The 16,228-nt window shown below is 41.1% G+C and carries 17 protein-coding genes and 1 tRNA gene; 13 read left to right on the top strand and 5 right to left on the bottom strand.

Features of this window, described 5'->3' with window-relative positions; translation table 11 throughout:
• Positions 1–33 precede the first annotated feature (33 nt).
• From AC27FM_RS09925 to AC27FM_RS09895, 7 genes are all read left to right on the top strand, one after another.
• Positions 34–942 carry an efflux RND transporter periplasmic adaptor subunit gene (locus AC27FM_RS09925; RefSeq protein ID WP_487087865.1) on the top strand — a complete coding sequence of 303 codons (909 nt, stop codon included), beginning with the start codon at positions 34–36 and terminating at the stop codon, positions 940–942.
• Positions 943–954: 12 nt separating this feature from the next.
• Entirely contained in the window at positions 955–1,632 is a 678-nt protein-coding gene (locus AC27FM_RS09920; RefSeq protein ID WP_487087863.1) for an ABC transporter ATP-binding protein, read from the top strand.
• Positions 1,625–2,782, top strand: a complete 1,158-nt coding sequence (locus AC27FM_RS09915) for an ABC transporter permease (RefSeq protein WP_487087862.1) — start codon at positions 1,625–1,627, stop codon at positions 2,780–2,782. Before AC27FM_RS09920 ends, AC27FM_RS09915 begins: the two co-directional genes overlap by 8 nt.
• 14 nt (positions 2,783–2,796) lie before the next feature.
• The gene (locus tag AC27FM_RS09910) at positions 2,797–3,255 is read left to right on the top strand and encodes a hypothetical protein (protein WP_487087860.1); all 459 of its coding nucleotides are present in this window, start codon (positions 2,797–2,799) and stop codon (positions 3,253–3,255) included.
• A gap of 93 nt (positions 3,256–3,348) precedes the next feature.
• Entirely contained in the window at positions 3,349–3,558 is a 210-nt protein-coding gene (locus AC27FM_RS09905) for a hypothetical protein (protein WP_487087858.1), read from the top strand.
• Between the two features lie 129 nt (positions 3,559–3,687).
• A complete protein-coding gene (locus AC27FM_RS09900; RefSeq protein ID WP_487087857.1) occupies positions 3,688–4,176 on the top strand; it encodes a prolyl-tRNA synthetase associated domain-containing protein in 489 nt (162 codons plus the stop codon).
• Between the two features lie 154 nt (positions 4,177–4,330).
• Positions 4,331–4,549: a P8 family protein gene (locus tag AC27FM_RS09895; RefSeq protein ID WP_125565891.1), complete on the top strand. Its 219-nt coding sequence runs from the start codon at positions 4,331–4,333 to the stop codon at positions 4,547–4,549.
• 112 nt (positions 4,550–4,661) lie between these two features.
• On the opposite strand, the gene AC27FM_RS09890 is transcribed toward AC27FM_RS09895, so the two are convergent.
• The gene (locus tag AC27FM_RS09890; RefSeq protein ID WP_487087856.1) at positions 4,662–6,356 is read right to left on the bottom strand and encodes a phosphoenolpyruvate carboxykinase; all 1,695 of its coding nucleotides are present in this window, start codon (positions 6,354–6,356) and stop codon (positions 4,662–4,664) included.
• A 283-nt stretch (positions 6,357–6,639) separates the two neighbouring features.
• On the opposite strand from AC27FM_RS09890, the gene AC27FM_RS09885 reads away from it, so the two are divergent.
• Positions 6,640–6,712: transfer RNA gene (locus AC27FM_RS09885), tRNA-Asn, on the top strand.
• A gap of 34 nt (positions 6,713–6,746) precedes the next feature.
• Here the strand turns inward: AC27FM_RS09885 and AC27FM_RS09880 are convergent.
• Positions 6,747–7,577, bottom strand: a complete 831-nt coding sequence (locus tag AC27FM_RS09880) for a DNA-binding domain-containing protein (RefSeq protein ID WP_487087854.1) — start codon at positions 7,575–7,577, stop codon at positions 6,747–6,749.
• Positions 7,574–8,872, bottom strand: coding sequence for an ATP-binding protein (locus tag AC27FM_RS09875; protein ID WP_487087853.1), 1,299 nt, complete (start codon positions 8,870–8,872; stop codon positions 7,574–7,576). Before AC27FM_RS09875 ends, AC27FM_RS09880 begins: the two co-directional genes overlap by 4 nt.
• A gap of 110 nt (positions 8,873–8,982) precedes the next feature.
• Between AC27FM_RS09875 and argF the strand changes: the two genes are divergently transcribed.
• The 5 genes from argF to AC27FM_RS09850 all read left to right on the top strand — a co-directional run bounded on the left by argF (position 8,983) and on the right by AC27FM_RS09850 (position 14,723).
• Complete coding sequence (gene argF, locus AC27FM_RS09870) at positions 8,983–9,981, top strand: ornithine carbamoyltransferase (RefSeq protein ID WP_487087851.1); 999 nt, start codon at positions 8,983–8,985, stop codon at positions 9,979–9,981.
• Positions 9,982–9,994: 13 nt separating this feature from the next.
• Positions 9,995–10,924: a carbamate kinase gene (gene arcC, locus AC27FM_RS09865; protein WP_487087849.1), complete on the top strand. Its 930-nt coding sequence runs from the start codon at positions 9,995–9,997 to the stop codon at positions 10,922–10,924.
• Between the two features lie 80 nt (positions 10,925–11,004).
• Positions 11,005–12,582: a YfcC family protein gene (locus AC27FM_RS09860; RefSeq protein ID WP_487087847.1), complete on the top strand. Its 1,578-nt coding sequence runs from the start codon at positions 11,005–11,007 to the stop codon at positions 12,580–12,582.
• Positions 12,583–12,671: 89 nt separating this feature from the next.
• A complete protein-coding gene (locus AC27FM_RS09855; RefSeq protein WP_487087845.1) occupies positions 12,672–13,400 on the top strand; it encodes an NUDIX hydrolase in 729 nt (242 codons plus the stop codon).
• Between the two features lie 135 nt (positions 13,401–13,535).
• A complete protein-coding gene (locus tag AC27FM_RS09850; protein WP_487087843.1) occupies positions 13,536–14,723 on the top strand; it encodes an MFS transporter in 1,188 nt (395 codons plus the stop codon).
• Between the two features lie 123 nt (positions 14,724–14,846).
• Here AC27FM_RS09850 and AC27FM_RS09845 read toward each other — a convergent pair whose 3' ends face one another.
• Positions 14,847–15,506, bottom strand: coding sequence for a histidine phosphatase family protein (locus AC27FM_RS09845; RefSeq protein ID WP_487087842.1), 660 nt, complete (start codon positions 15,504–15,506; stop codon positions 14,847–14,849).
• A 55-nt stretch (positions 15,507–15,561) separates the two neighbouring features.
• Positions 15,562–16,218 (bottom strand): histidine phosphatase family protein, encoded by a 657-nt coding sequence (locus AC27FM_RS09840; protein ID WP_487087840.1) that lies wholly within the window; start codon positions 16,216–16,218, stop codon positions 15,562–15,564.
• Positions 16,219–16,228: the final 10 nt, after the last annotated feature.

Raw genomic sequence — 16,228 nt, 5'->3', positions numbered from 1 at the left:
TAATGAAGCAAGTCTTTTTTTTAGGGAGGAATTATGAAAAAAGTAAAAATCACTATTTGGGGAATCGCCGCAGTGATGGCGATCATTACGATCGCGGTCATTTTGGGCAAGGGTAATGATGAACCAGAGAGCAAGTACAATACTTATACCGTCAAGTCAGAACAGACTGACAACTTCACAGGTGTTGTTCAGGCAGATCAAAAACACGCGGTGAGCGATGAACCTAAGTCAGATGATGAAATATTGGCATCATCTAACGTTAGTAACGGCGAAGAGGTTATGAAAGGACAAGTTCTGTTTACTTTTTACAGAGACATGTCCAGTGACGTCAGTTCAGCGAATCTGGAGATCAGACAGGCTCAACTAGCCATTCAAGAATTGAACAAAACAACAGATAAAAATACTGATTATCAAATCGAATTAGCAAAAGATCAAGCAGCCTTGAACGAGGCACAATCGAAGTTGAGTAAAATAAATACAGAACAAAGTCGGACGGTCGTAGCACCGATCTCAGGAACTTACTTCAAGGATAGTGAAGGTCGTAGCTACATCTACGGCACACCGATCATTCAAGGTAACGTGAATGAATTCTCACTTGATAAGATCAAGACTGGTAAGACGGTCACTGTCATCAAGAACAATGGCGATAAGATCGACGGAAATTATGAGTCGAAGGATAAGATACCGTACAATAACGGTGCTGTATCTTACTATCACTTCCAAGTAAGTACCGCTGAGACTTTGACTTACGGTATGCACGTTCAAATTCAAAACAAGACTCGTGGTTATAAGATCCCTAAAGCCGCAGTCAAATCAGGCGACACGGTCTATATCGTTAAGAATGATAAAAAGCAAAAACGCGTCTTAGACCTCACTAAATACGATAATAACTATTACGTCAAAGAAGGAATCAAGGCTGGCGATAAGCTGGTCTTGTTCTAGGGCGGTGATTTCATGTTAAAGATAAATAACGTGGGAAAATCATACGGTCAATTTGAAGTATTAAAAAATATTGATCTGGAAGTCCATGACGGCGAGTTCTTAGCTATCATGGGTCCATCTGGATCAGGTAAGTCTACTTTGATCAACATCCTCGGCTTATTGGACCAAGACTACACGGGCGAATATCTGATAGATGACAAGAGTTACCAAGGGATGTCTGACAATCTCTTGTCACATATCCGTGGGGACCAATTAGGTTTCGTCTTCCAGAATTTCAAATTACTGACGACCTATAATGTCTATGAAAATATCGAAGTACCGCTGGTTTATAGCAAGACGGAACAACACAACAAGCGTGAGCGGGTCGAAGATGTGATCGAAAAGGTCGGTCTGGCAGGTCGAGAAAAGCATCGTCCGTCGGAATTATCTGGTGGTCAACAGCAGCGGGTGGCAATCGCACGGGCTATCGTCAATCGTCCTAAGCTGATCATCGCTGATGAGCCGACCGGTGCGCTAGATAGTAAGACTAGCACCGAGATCATGGATATCTTCACTAAGTTGAATCAAGACGGCACTACTATCATCATGGTAACTCACGATGAAGAAGTCGCTAAGTATGCCATGCGGACGGTCTACATCCGTGATGGCCAACTATACCATGACGCAAAGGATGTGTTTAATAATGATTGATAAAATTATGATTGCGTTTAAGTCGATTGGTAAGAATAAGAATCGTAATTTTCTAACGATGTTAGGAATTATTATTGGTATCTCCTGTGTTATTTGTATTTTAGCAGTCGGTGATGGTTTTACTAAGACGATGACTAAGGGTATGGGGACACATAATGACAAAGGTCGTGTGACCATAGCATTTCAATCGTCGTCATATGATGACGTCACGAGTGGTTTTACGCAGAATGATATCAGTACGCTGGAACGAGTGGACGGTGTCGACCACGTCAAGCTAGAGAGCAGTAACGCTGAAGCTAGTGCCAAGATCCAATACAAGACTAAGCACGAATCAACTAGTTTGAATAAGGTGCCGAAGCACTTGAAACTACGACAAGGTGCGGGAACGACGATCGATACGAATGATATGATTAATATCTTCATTTCACACGGACTAGCTTCACGGATCTTCAAGGATGAGAGTGCGCTGAACAAGCCCTTGATCATTGACGGTAACGTCTTCATCATACGGGGGATCTATAATGTTAGTGATTTCAACTATCGTCCAGACATCTACGTCTCAAAGGATGTTTTTAAACAATTATTCTCCAGTCAGATCACTAAAGATATGGCGCGGATATACGTTCAAGCAGACACGAATAAAAAAGCTGTCGGCAAACGAGCTTTGGCACAGATGAAGAAGTTCGGTGAGGATAAGCAGATGGGGAGTTACTCAGTCTCTAATCCGGATCAGATGAGTAAGACGTTCACGAAGATGCTGAACTATATCACTTACTTCGTCGCATTAGTGGCAGGTATCTCACTGTTGATCGCTGGTATCGGCGTTATGAACGTGATGTACATCACTGTTTCGGAGCGTCGCAAGGAGATCGGTATTCGTCGTGCTTTCGGGGCAACGTCAAACGACATCAGAAGTCAATTCTTGATCGAAAGTGTGGTCCTCTGTGTCATCGGTGGGTTGATCGGTATTCTGTTTGGTTACATCTTAGTTGCGATCATCAATGCCTTCTTGCCATTCAAGGCAATCATAACGGGTTATTCGCTAGTGCTTTCTCTGTCAGTCTCGACAGCAGTCGGTTTGATCTTCGGATTCATACCATCGAACAAAGCCGCACAGTCACCACTAGTGGGATTACTTAAGGAAGAATAAAAAAGGGGATCAATATGAAAATATTATACAAATTAGATAAGTGGACATTGTTTGCGCTGTTCCTGATCATGGCCTTTATGGAATTGATACAATTATTCCTATCTAATCAAAAGATCGGAGCAGCTCCAGAAATGGGCAAGGCACTGGAATTAGGTATCTATGCGATAACGATCGTCTTTAGTTTTATTATTTATTATGGCGTTATGTATCTAGTCTTGAACAATCATGAGACTGGGTTTCAAAAAACTATCTTCGTCAATATTGCTATCGGTTTGACCTTGGTGGCATTATTATCGATCATCGCTGGTTTGATCACCGACAAGAGCTTGAACATCTGGGTCAAGATGGTCATAGGTCTGATCGGTAATGGCTTGATCGCTTGGACTAATTGGAAAGAATTAGACGTGTCACAAAATAGTAAGATCAAGATCAGTGTTTGGACAGCGATTTGCTTCGTAGTTTCGTCGTTATAATAACGCCGTTATACGGATAGTGGTAAGTTCACAAACAATTAGGTAGTAAGCTGATAGTGTACATGATATTATTAACTTGAGGTGGTGATGATGATGTATTCTTCAGTTTTATTATTGATTTTGTTCCTAGGTATTATTTGGTATCTGGCTTCAAATAGAACTAATAACAAAAAACTCGTACCGATCTTGATCGGTGTAGCGGTTGTAGCAGTACTCGTCGTCGCTGTAATGCCAATGATGGGATTCGGGATGTTTCATGGGTTCCACGGGGCTTATGGTATGGGCGGCATGAGATGCTGGTAACTATTAATAATTAATGTAAAGAGTGCTGATAGGCGCTCTTTTTTTATTTGCGTTAAAAGTCGCTCAAAGTGGTCTATAATATACTCAAATATTAAAGAATCGATAACGCTGATTAAAGGAGAAATTTTTATGACACCAAGTGAGCAAGTTACTAGTTATTTAGACGATTTGGATATCAAATATAAGATTGTCGAGCACCCAGCCGCCTATACGACGGAACAAGCTGATGAGTATATCAAGGGCCTAGAAGGTGTACGAACTAAGTCGATGTTTCTGACTAATAAGAAGAAACGTAATTTTTATCTTGTGATCATGGACGACGACCAACGTTTAGATATGAAAGAATTCGGTGAGATCGTTGATAATAAGCGGATAAAAATGGCTTCGGAAGATAGCTTGAAAGAAAAAATGGGACTGAGTGCAGGGATGGTCTCGATCTTTGGACTATTGAATAATCAAGAAAAAGATATTGAAGTCTTCATCGAGAAAAAAATCGTCCCTGAAGAATGGATGACATTTCACCCTAATGACAACACGAAGACACTCTTCATCAAGACTGAAGATATGTTCAAATTTATCAAAGCCGTAGGCTTTGAGTACCAGATCATCGATCTCTAAAATAGCTATCTTTCATAAAACAAATTATATAAGGTTATTTATTGAATCATGGACTTGAAAAATAACGAGGGTTTTCACTAAACATCTGTAAATAAACGACTATAATGAGAGTTGTACAATGAAGATTGTATCAATTAGAAAGGAAGCTTTAAGTATGGCTGCAGTAGTTGAAAAAAGAAGTTTGTTAGATGAAAAAATGAGTGAAGTTTATGACTGGAGCGATTCAGATCTACCAGTTCGCGATGCCCTTTGGGATCATTTCATGGAAGCATCAAATCATAACACTGATAAAACTGAGGCAGAAGTCAAACCTTACAATGACATGAGTAATGACGAATTGAAAGGTAAGGTAGAAGCAGTATTGAAGGCTTAAATCATACAACCCTTGATAATTGTAAAAGATAACTTGAGCATGATGCCCAAGTTATTTTTTTTCGCAAAAAAAAAAGACTAGGACATCAGTCCTAGTCTCATATCAAATCTAATTAGAAATTCATCAATTGGTTCAATAATTCTTTAGCTGATTCATTCAAGCTATCCTTTGACTTGTCGTAGCCTAAGTGAGTATAGATCTCACCGACATAGATCTTGTCTTCGTATAGTTTTTTGAAAACTTTGTCGATGATTGGACGAGTTTTTTCTTCTTCTTGAACAGGTCCGAATGGGTTGGCGAAGAAGGTCGTACTCATACCAACTTCATCAGTAGTACCGAGAGCCTTTCTCTTACCAGAGATAAAGGTTGATTTAGCGAGGTCTTCATCTGGGAATTGGTGTAAGCCGATCGCTGAATCATAGTTGTTGGCATAGACCCACATGTCGATGCTGTGATGCTCGACCACACGTTTGTAGGTATTTGCAGGCAAGATGACACGGGCGTTCTTCAATTCAGGATTCAAGTAGATACCACGATCCATGTTGTTGAAGGCAACCGAACTACTCAAGTCATCGAGACGGACGAAAGCACCAGTCTCGGTACCTTGGGCATAGACGTTACCTTCTTCATCGAAGCCAAAGCTTCCCATGTCGTCGAAGATGGTCTCGATATTGATGATCTTGTCATCGGCGACTTCTTCCAGAGCTTCGATCGATTCAGACTTACCGGCACCAGAATCACCGAAGAAGACTACTGACTTAGTCTTGCCGTTAGAGAAGCTGATCCTTACCATTGAACCGTGGATCGGTAGGCGACTGTTGTAGATCATGTGTAAGTTGTGTAGCGTCAAGCACATCTTCTTCATGTAGCCGAAGTAGGTAGTCTTGTCGTTATATGGAACTTCACCGACCCAGATGTCATTGTCTTCATCATGATAGTAGTGACAAACATCGCCTTCAGTTTCGTCGAGACCGAATAAAAGGATCTCATCGGGTTTTTGTCCCTTGATGCTAGCTTCATCAGCTACGTCGAATAAGTTGGCTAGAGCCACACCACTGACGAAGTAGTCACGATGGAAGTAAATAAAGGCTAGACTTTCACCGATATGAGCTGGGAAGCAGAACCAGTCTTGTTGCTTACCGTCGAATTTGGCGATAGGATTGTCTGCAACTGAACTGAAGACCCCTTCACGTTTGTTAGACTTCGTATGCATCATCATTGGTGGACGAAGCATCAGAGTGTCTAAGAAGCGGATACTCTTGAGACTTTCGTAGCCAGCAGGCATGGACCAGTCGATCGATTGTGTCAAAACGCAGGCATTAGTTCCGGCGTTGACTTGTCGATATGTACGATTAGCGAACCCCTGAATTTTTTCTTCTACGGAACGGTACAAATGTAGAACTATTTCGTTGAAGTGATTGTCGATGTTCATGAAGTCATTTGTGACGATGTCACTGTTGTGTTTATTGATAAGAGAAACTCTAAAGTATGAACGATAGTAAGAATACAAATCTTCGATGCTAGCCAAGACCTGTTCACGATCGAACTTTTCGTAAACATCTTTATTATCAATTAAAATTGCCTTTAAGGTATCGATGTAATCTTTTGGATCAACGCCCTCGTAGCTATTGGTCAATGATTTTTGACTTTCGTCTAAGTATAGCTTTACAAAGTTGTAAAAGCCTTCGCTATTGATCAGTTGGAATATATCTTGTGTATACTCCTCGTTATAGTTGATAACTGCCACTGAGCGATCAGGATTCATATAAAATGCTCTTGATTCTACAGCGTTTGATGTTTTAACCATGTATATAAGTTCTCCTTTCAGATTGTGAGCTTAATTAACATTTTAAAACAAAACTGGTCAAACATACATAAGAAATTAAATGAAAATTAAAATATTCTAATAAAAGGCTGATATGCTAGTCTTTTTAGGTAGAAAAAACTTTTTTTACGGTTCAAAAAAGATGCCGAAATGACAACTGTACACACGTTTTTGCGCTGAAATAGACGAATTAGCAATAAATAGATTTTTAAATTAAAAAAATTGAATTATTTTTTTAATGATGTTATATTAGCAACCATAAAATTGATCAGTAGTTCAGTTGGTAGAACGCTTGACTGTTAATCATGAGGTCGCTGGTTCGAGCCCAGCCTGGTCAGTAGATAGAGCAACCGCGGTTGCTTATTTTTTTGCCTACATTTTGCTCTCTTCGACTAAACCATCGAAGAACTTCTGTAACGAAACTTTGCCACCAGTGCTCCGATTGCCTTCTAAGTATTGCATTTCATTCCTGACATTGCGGTATTCGTACAAGACGTTAGCGTATTCGACCACGATCTCATCACCGAGATTGTCGATCGAAATATTCGCCAAGTTAGTCAAGCCCGTTTTGACGGAACGACGGATCCGCTGGAGCAGGACTTTTCGTTCTTGGTCATTGATGTTGAACTCGTCTGATAAGTTGACTTCGCTGAAGCTGAGTTTTTTGGTCGTCATGATCTGACACAGTGACATGATATCTGAAGCACCTTTTTCGGAGGAGATACCTAAATAAGTCAGGATCGATCTGACTTTTTCTTTTTGCGCGTTCTTATGGTCAACGGGGGCAGCCATTCCACCACCGATCAGAGATTGAATGCTCGATAACTTACGTTCCATTTGGATACTTTGAGTGACTTTTTCAACAACCGTCTTCACTTCGATCATATTGATCGGTTTATCAATGAAGAATTCGATTCCAGCTTCATAGGCCTGTTCCCGCAATTCGGTATCACGAACTTGTGAGATCATAATGAACTTGAGACTATTTTTAGTTTGTTTTAGTTTTTTGATCAAGTCGATCCCGCTGATGTGTGGCATCAGCAAGTCTACTAAGACGATATCTACATCTAACAGCATGATCTCTGAGAGAGCTTTCTTGGCGTCGGTACTGATACCGACCACATTATTGTTCATATTCTTATCAATGATCCGATGCAAGATCATTGTGATTGATTTGTCGTCATCGACGATGTAAAAATTCATTCGGCGTTTCCCTCCTGAAGTAATTTATTTTTATTGAGAGTGATTTTAAAATTAGTACCTTTTTTTAGTTTCGATTCAACTTGGATCGTTCCATCAAACTGTTCTTTGACCAGCAGAGCGACGTGTGACAGTCCGATTCCGCGATAGACGTCACCAGAGGCGTTGAACTTAGTCGTGAAGCCCGGTTGAAAGATCATATCTTTAGTCTCCTCGTCCATACCGATACCGTTGTCAGCAATATTCAAGATGACGTGATTATTGTTATCTTCGACCGTCAGGCGAACTAAGCCATTTGGCTTGTTGTCTAGTGCGTCCACGGCGTTGAAGATCAAGTTGGAGATGATCGAAACTAAATAATAGTGATTGGGGATCAATAGATCGAGATTATTCTTCACTTCGATCACTACGTTAGGACTCTTTTGCTTGATCGATTCACGGATATAGTTGACGGTGACTTTGAGAACGTCGCTCAGCATCATCGGTTGGGTACTGTCATCGCTGAAGTAGTCGCCAAGACCTCGGATGACATTTTGATAGTCTTTTTTGATCTCATGGACGTCACGAGCGATGTCTAGTGCCATGTCCTGTTGTTTCTGATCGATATTTTGTTTGCGCAAGTCTTGGTTCAAGAGATAGGCATTCTTCATGACATTCTCGATCTCCGAGATGTTTTTTTTCATGAAGTAAACTTCACTTCTTACAGAAGCTGCGATCCAGATGAACTTGTAATAGCGTTGCTCGTGGTCTTCTTGGCGGATCATCAAGGTGAAGTAGTGATACAAAAAGGCCAGTAGACAGCTGATGATCGTCCGGACCAAGGCGGTGATAAAAAGGATCTGGAAGAGTTGGTATTTGTAATCAGAGAAACCAGTCAAGAGACTGATCTCTAAAAAATTGGCTGAATAGTCGCAGATCAAGATCGTCAAAAAGAAAGAACTGTTGTTGCGAACGCCGCGACGCCAATATAGGAAGTAATAAATAATTCCGTAAGTTATGTAAAAGGCCATGTCGGTCATTACGAATTGGAGAATCTTCTCGATACTACCATCGTGGCTGATGAATAAGAGGACACCACGAAAGATCGGTGAGGCCATCGCAATACAGAGTGACAATTGGATCGGATTAAGGTCGTCATTGAAATACAAGAAGATCGGTAGCAATAACGCTGCTAGTGTCAGGATAAAACCGGGAGTATAGACTTGAAAGTTGACCTGCGACGCTAAGGCGATCGAAGTAGCAGCGATAATGGTGCGGCGCCAGCGCCCCTGCATGATAAAACTATTGTTATTTAACAAATGTGAGCACCTCCAAAAAAATAATTATAAACAAATCTGAAGTTCTATGAAGTTTTATGAATACGCTTACTACAATTGAACTTGTAAATATCGAAGGAGGAATTCACAATATGTTCAATTTGCGTAATCGTAGTTTTTTAACACTATTAGACTTTACACCAAAGGAAATGGAATACCTATTAGATCTTTCAGCAGATCTTAAGAAAGCTAAATATACAGGTACTGAACAACAAAAACTTGCTAAAAAGAATATTGCTTTGATTTTTGAAAAAGCATCAACTAGAACTCGCTGTGCATTTGAAGTTGCCGCTCATGATCAAGGAGCACAAGTAACATACCTTGGACCTACTGGTACACAGATGGGTAAGAAGGAAACAGCTAAGGATACAGCTCGTGTGCTTGGTGGTATGTTTGACGGTATCGAATATCGTGGATTCTCACAACGTACAGTTGAAACATTGGCTAATTATTCAGGCGTTCCTGTTTGGAACGGACTAACTGATGAAGATCACCCAACACAAGTTTTGGCTGACTTCTTAACTGCCAAGGAATGCTTGAAGAAACCTTATAACGAAATCAACTTTACATACTTAGGTGACGGTCGTAACAATGTTGCTAACGCCTTGATGATCGGTGCTTCGATCATGGGTATGACATTCCACTTAGTATGTCCTAAAGAACTAGATCCAGCTCAAGACCTCTTGGACAAGTGTGAAGCTATTGCTAAGAAGACTGGTGCCAAGATCATGGTCACAGATGACATCGACAAGGGTGTTATCGGTTCAGACGTTATTTACACTGACGTTTGGGTATCAATGGGTGAACCTGATGAGATCTGGAAGAAACGTATCGAATTACTAGAACCATACCGTGTTACAAAAGATGTTATGGCTAAGACTAAGAACCCTAACGCAATCTTTGAACACTGCCTACCTTCATTCCACAATACAGATACAAAGGTCGGTCATGAGATCTATGAGAAGTATGGTTTGAAAGAAATGGAAGTTTCTGACGAAGTATTCGAAAGTGACCAATCAGTTGTATTCCAAGAAGCAGAAAACAGAATGCACACTATCAAAGCCGTTATGGTCGCAACTCTAGGAGAATAGGAGAAAAAAATCAATGTCTAAAATGGTCGTAGCTCTCGGTGGAAACGCCCTAGGTAAATCTCCTGAGGAGCAACTAAAACTAGTTAAGAATACCGCTAATTCACTCGTGGGACTAGTTGCTGCTGGTAACAAAGTCGTTATCAGTCACGGTAACGGTCCACAAGTTGGACAAATCAATCTTGGAATGAATTACGCTGCCGAACATGATCAAACAGCAGCCTTTCCATTCCCAGAATGTGGTGCAATGAGCCAAGGTTATATCGGCTATCATTTGCAACAAAGTCTTCAAAACGAACTTCACAGAAGAAAGATCGAAAAGGATGTCGTTTCAGTTATCACTCAAGTTGAGGTCGATGCTAACGATGATGCTTTCCAAAATCCAACTAAACCAGTTGGAGCCTTCTACGACCAAGCCACTGCCAAGAAGTTTGAAGATGAGAAAGGTTATACATTCGTTGAGGACGCTGGACGCGGATATCGTCGTGTTGTAGCATCACCACTCCCAAAGGAAATCATCGAATTGAAGAGTATCAATGATCTGATCGAAAATGATAACTTAGTCATCGCTGGAGGCGGTGGTGGCGTTCCTGTCATCAAGAATAGTGAAGGACTACAAGGAGTTCCAGCTGTTATTGATAAGGACCGTTCAAGTGCCTTGTTAGCTGACAAGATTCAGGCAGATACATTGATCATCCTAACAGCCGTAGATTATGTCTACGTAAATTATGGCAAAGATAACGAAAAGAAATTAACTGAAATCAGTAGCGATGAAGCACGTCAATATATTGATGAAGGTCAATTCGCCGCTGGTAGCATGTTACCAAAGATCCAAGCTTGCTTGAACTTTGTTGAAGAAGATAATAATCGTAGTGCATTGATCACATCACTAGATCACTTGGACGATGCACTTGCTGGAAAAGTCGGCACAATCATAAAGAAGTAACTTGTGAGAGGTGACTAATACCACCTCTCTCTTTTTTTGGAAAATAACGTAAGCGGAAACATTTTATGGGAGATGAAATTATGGGAAATGTAGGAGCAGTGAGTGAAACACCAGCACCAAAGAAACGTAAATTTAAATTAAAGATGCCCGGTGCCTTCGTAATACTGTTTATTTTGACGATCGTCGCCGTTATAGCGACATGGACCATTCCAGCTGGAGCGTATTCAAAGATGGTCTATAATTCTGCCAGTTCAGAATTGAAGATCACTAGTCCGACAGGAAAGGTTTCACAAGTACCGGCCACACAAAAAGAGCTGGATAAGTTAGGCGTTAAGATCGACATCAAGCAATTCACATCTGGTGGTATCACCGATGCCGTTTCGATTCCTAATACTTATCAACGCTTGAAACAAAAACCAGCTAAAGTGGGAGCTATCACCGAGAGCATGGTTGAAGGTACGATCGAAGCTGTCGACATCATGGTCTTCATCTTCGTACTAGGAGGTCTGATCGGTGTTGTAAAGGCCAGTGGTGCTTTCGAATCTGGTTTGATGGCACTGACCAAGAAGACTAAGGGTCACGAGTTCATGTTGATCTTCTTAGTTTCGATCTTGATGGTCTTAGGTGGTACTCTCTGTGGTATCGAAGAAGAAGCCGTTGCTTTCTATCCGATCTTGGTTCCTATCTTCATCGCCATGGGTTATGATTCGATCGTGTCCGTTGGGGCGATCTTCCTATCGAGTTCGATCGGTACTTGTTTTTCTACCATCAACCCATTCTCAGCCGTTATCGCTTCAAACGCTGCCGGTATTCCCTTTACCGAAGGTATCGTTTGGCGTGCAGTTGGATTAGTCATCGCAGCGATTTTTGTGGAATTTTACTTACATTGGTACAGTAAAAAAGTCAAAGCAGACCCTACATTTTCTTATACTTACGATGATCACGAGGAGTTCAACAATATGTGGTCAGTTGAGTCTAATGATGAAAAGAAAGGTGAAAAAGTCGGTTTTACTGGTCGTAAGAAGTTTATCTTGATCTTATTCGTCGCCGCCTTCCCAATCATGGTCTGGGGTGTTATGTCTCAAGGCTGGTGGTTCCCAACAATGGCTTCATCATTCTTGGCCTTTGCTATCATCATCATGATCATGACCGCTACTGGTCGTTATGGTATCGGTGAAAAAGGGGTCGTTGATGCCTTTGTTAACGGAGCTTCTAGCTTGGTCGGCGTTTCACTGATCATTGGTTTAGCCCGTGGTATCAATATCGTCTTGAACAATGGCTACATTTCAGATACGATCCTACAATACTCATCATCATTAGTTGCACACGTTAGTGGACCAATCTTCATTATCGTATTGATGTTCATCTTCTTCGTATTAGGATTTATCGTGCCATCATCATCTGGATTGGCAGTTCTAGCTATGCCAATCTTCGCTCCATTAGCTGATACAGTTAACATTCCTCGTTTCGCAGTCGTTACAGCTTATCAATTCGGTCAATATGCTATGTTATTCCTAGCACCAACGGGACTAGTTATGGCTACACTGCAAATGTTGGACATGAAGTACTCACACTGGGTAAAATTTGTTTGGCCAGTTGTCGTCTTCGTATTAGTATTTGGTGGCGCACTTCTAGTTATGGAAGTTGTTTTCTCATAAGTAAAACTAGCCATACATTAAAAAGTGTATGGCTTTTTTGTGTCTAATAGTAAAATGGAATTAACAACATATAAGGAGACTTATGCAAAATGACTAATAGACCGTTGATAAGTATTACCAATGTGATTTGGAGCTTTGACCTCAATTCAAATTCCTTGCTAGTTTTGTTATTGAAACGCTCCGAGGAACCTTACAAAGGTAAATGGGGTCTACCATTGACTTATTTGCGTGAAAACGAAAGTGCCGACGAGGCTTCTCTGCGTCTAGTCAGAGAAAAAATCGGTGTCAAACTGTCTAGGGTTAATACAGAACAGCTACAAACTTTCACGAATGTCAATCGGGTCGTGGGAGAGCGGACCTTGTCACTGACCTACATGCTTTACTTGCCAGATATGCCTAAGCTAGTTGCAGGCTACGGTGCTGATGATGCCAAATGGTTCAGAGTCTCTGCCACTGATACTAGCTACCTGTTGCGTAATTCTGATTTGGAATTAGAGACGTTATCCGAAAGAGTACCAGAAGAAACTTTTTATCTCACGACTGACCACACTTTAGTTTCTGATCACGCCTTGATCTTGCGGACGGCATTTATTCGAATCCGTAACCGCTTGGATTATTTGCCGACGATATTATTAGTCCTCGGTCCCACTTTTACACTGCGCCAAGCGAGAATGATCTATGCGATCTTCTTGCGGGTGAGTGTATCTGAGATCGATAATTCTAATTTCCGAAAAACTCACGGAGGCTTATTTGTCGAATCAGGATACGAGCACAAACCTAGTTCTGGACGCCCTGCCAAAATTTATCGATTGAAATAAACTTGACATCACTATAAAAGTGATGTTAAGCTTTTTTTGTTTTTAAAGGTATAAATTACCTAAATCATTATATTGATTTTTAAAAATAAAATTATTGATATTCCGGAGTATCAATAACCACGAAAAGGGGACAATATGCAAGATACATTGATTCAAAAGAGTACGAAAAAAGGTCGTAAGCTTTTATTAGTCATTGGTACAGCATGGTTATTCGATGCAATGGACGTCGCATTATTATCTTTTATCATGCCACTGATCAGAACTGAATGGAGTTTGACTCCAACTCAGGTCGGTTATGTTAGTTCAGTGACATCACTAGGTATGGTTTTTGGTTCAGTGATCTGTGGTTACATGGCGGATAAGTTCGGTCGTAAGAACGTCATGATCGTTACGTTGATGATATTCTCGATTGGGAATTTAGTATTAGCATTCACTACTAATGTGAATCAATTCATGGTCGTAAGATTTATTACTGGTATAGGTTTAGGTGGAGAATTACCTGTCGCCGCAACGATGTTGGCAGATAATTTCAAGGGTAAGACCCAAGCACGGATGTTGATCATGGCGGATAGCTTTTGGGCGATCGGCTGGATCTTAGCCTCGGTCATCTCTACTCTAGTCACACCGATCTACGGTTGGCGAGTAACCGTCATTATCACTTTCTTCGTGATGTTATACGCCTTCGTGATGCGTCGACATTTACCTGAAAATTACGAGAAAAAAACTAAGACGAATCTATCAGAACAATTTTCAGGAATTTTTAATCAAGAACATTTGAAAAAGACGCTAGCACTGAGTTTCTTATGGTTCGTGGTGATGTTTTCATATTACGGTATGTTTCTCTGGTTACCCAGTGTCTTAGTCATGCGTGGTAACTCGATCTTTCACAGTTTTGGTTACACTTTGTTGATGAGTTTGGCACAATTACCGGGCTATTATTTAGCCGCTGCCTTGATGGGTAGAGTCAGTCACAAAGTCATTTTGGTCTTTTATTTATTGGGCACCATCATCAGCTCGTTTGTCTTCGGTATCGCCGATACTGTTCCGATCTTGCTAGTGAGTGGAGCCTTTCTATCCTTCTTCAATCTCGGTGCTTGGGGTGCTTTGATCGCTTTTACACCGAGTCATTTTGCACAAGAATTCCGTGGGATGGGCGTCGGTTTCTCGCAGTCGATCGGTCGAATCGGGGCGACCTTAGGACCTTACTTGATCGGAGTTTTGATCGGTATGGGCTTTGGTATTCCCATGGTCTTTGGAATGTTCGTGGTTGCCTTGATGTTAGGCGTGATCGTCTTGATCTTTGGTACTTCAGAGACTTACTAAAAAGTGATTTAAAAGTTTAGACCCAAATTTATGCACATTCGAAAGAGTGTGCATTTTTTTGTATCTAAATTAAAAAAACTGGTATTGGATTTCACCAATACCAGAAAATTCAAATTTTTTATTTTATACCAACATTTGGTTATAACTAGTTACGCGATTGAAACCATCGTCACGTTCGAGCATCGTCAAATTAGAATTTTGAGGACTCTCAGTCACGTCAAAGTTACCAGCGTTATAACGGTCAGTGATCGAACGGATCGTTGTTCCATGTGAAACTAGCAAGATCTTATCACCGTCATTAGCGATGTCATCTAGCTTCTTGAAACCGCGGTTGAGGCGAGTCCAATATTCTTCAGCATTCTCAGCATCGTGAAAAGGATCGGCTTCTTTCATGAAGTCTTTGGTAGCATCTAAACCGTGCTTAGCGATGATCTCGCTAAAGGTTGAAGCCCCATGAGGTTGTCCCACCATGTACCAAGCTTCTGGAGAATTCATACCTTCAAAGTAACCGTAGAATTGTTCTCTGAATTCCATCAGTTTTTGAGGTTTAACTGTTTCGCTATTAACATTGACGTCCATGATCAACTTGCAAGTGTCCATAGCCCGACGAGCATCGGATGAATATGCACCCTTGAAGTCAACGTCCTTCAAGACTTCAGCTACTTTTTTAGCAACTTCGACACCATCTGGTGCTAGAGGTGTATCGGCCCAGCCTTGCATTTTGTTGTAGCGATTGAACCACGTTCTACCATGACGAATCATATAAATTTGATATTTTGCCATCTCTTCCTCCTAAGAATTTCATACTATAATTTTACTACAAATAGTACGTTTCTTCCTATTGTTGGAGTTTTTGATTGTAACTTGTAACGTGATTCGTGCCATCGATCCGCTCTAACATCGTCAAACTAGAATTACCGGGTAGTTGATTCAACTCGTAGTCACCATCTTGATACTTGAAAGCTAGTGAGAGGATGGTCGTGCTGTGAGTGACTAAGAGGATCTTGTCACCGTCTTGTGCGATCTGGTCTAGTTTTTCGAAGCCACGGTCGATCCTGCCCCAGTATTCTTCAGCGTTCTCAGCATCGTGGAAGGGGTCGGCATCTTTGACGAAGTCCATCGTTGCATCGAAGCCGTATTTATACACGATATCTTGATAGCTCTCGGCGTTGTGAGAGTTAGAGATCTTATCCCAAGCTTCGTCGATATTGTCACCTTCGAACGAACCGTAGAATTGTTCCCTGAACTCCGTGATCTTCTGTGGTAGAGGTTTATTTTTATTTTCTTTAGCAATGATTTCAGCTGTATCCATAGCACGTCTAGTATCTGATGCGAAAGCTGCAGCGAAGTCTACATCTTTTAGGGCGTCAGCGGCTTCGTGAGCGACTTCGATACCATCTTGAGTCAACGGGGTGTCGGACCAACCTTGAATTTTTTTATAGCGGTTGAACCAAGTTTTTCCATGGCGAATCAGATAGATTTGATATTTTGACATAATTTCCTCC

The organism is Companilactobacillus sp. y65-5, from assembly GCF_057541095.1.
This window is presented reverse-complemented; position numbering and strand designations above follow the sequence as displayed.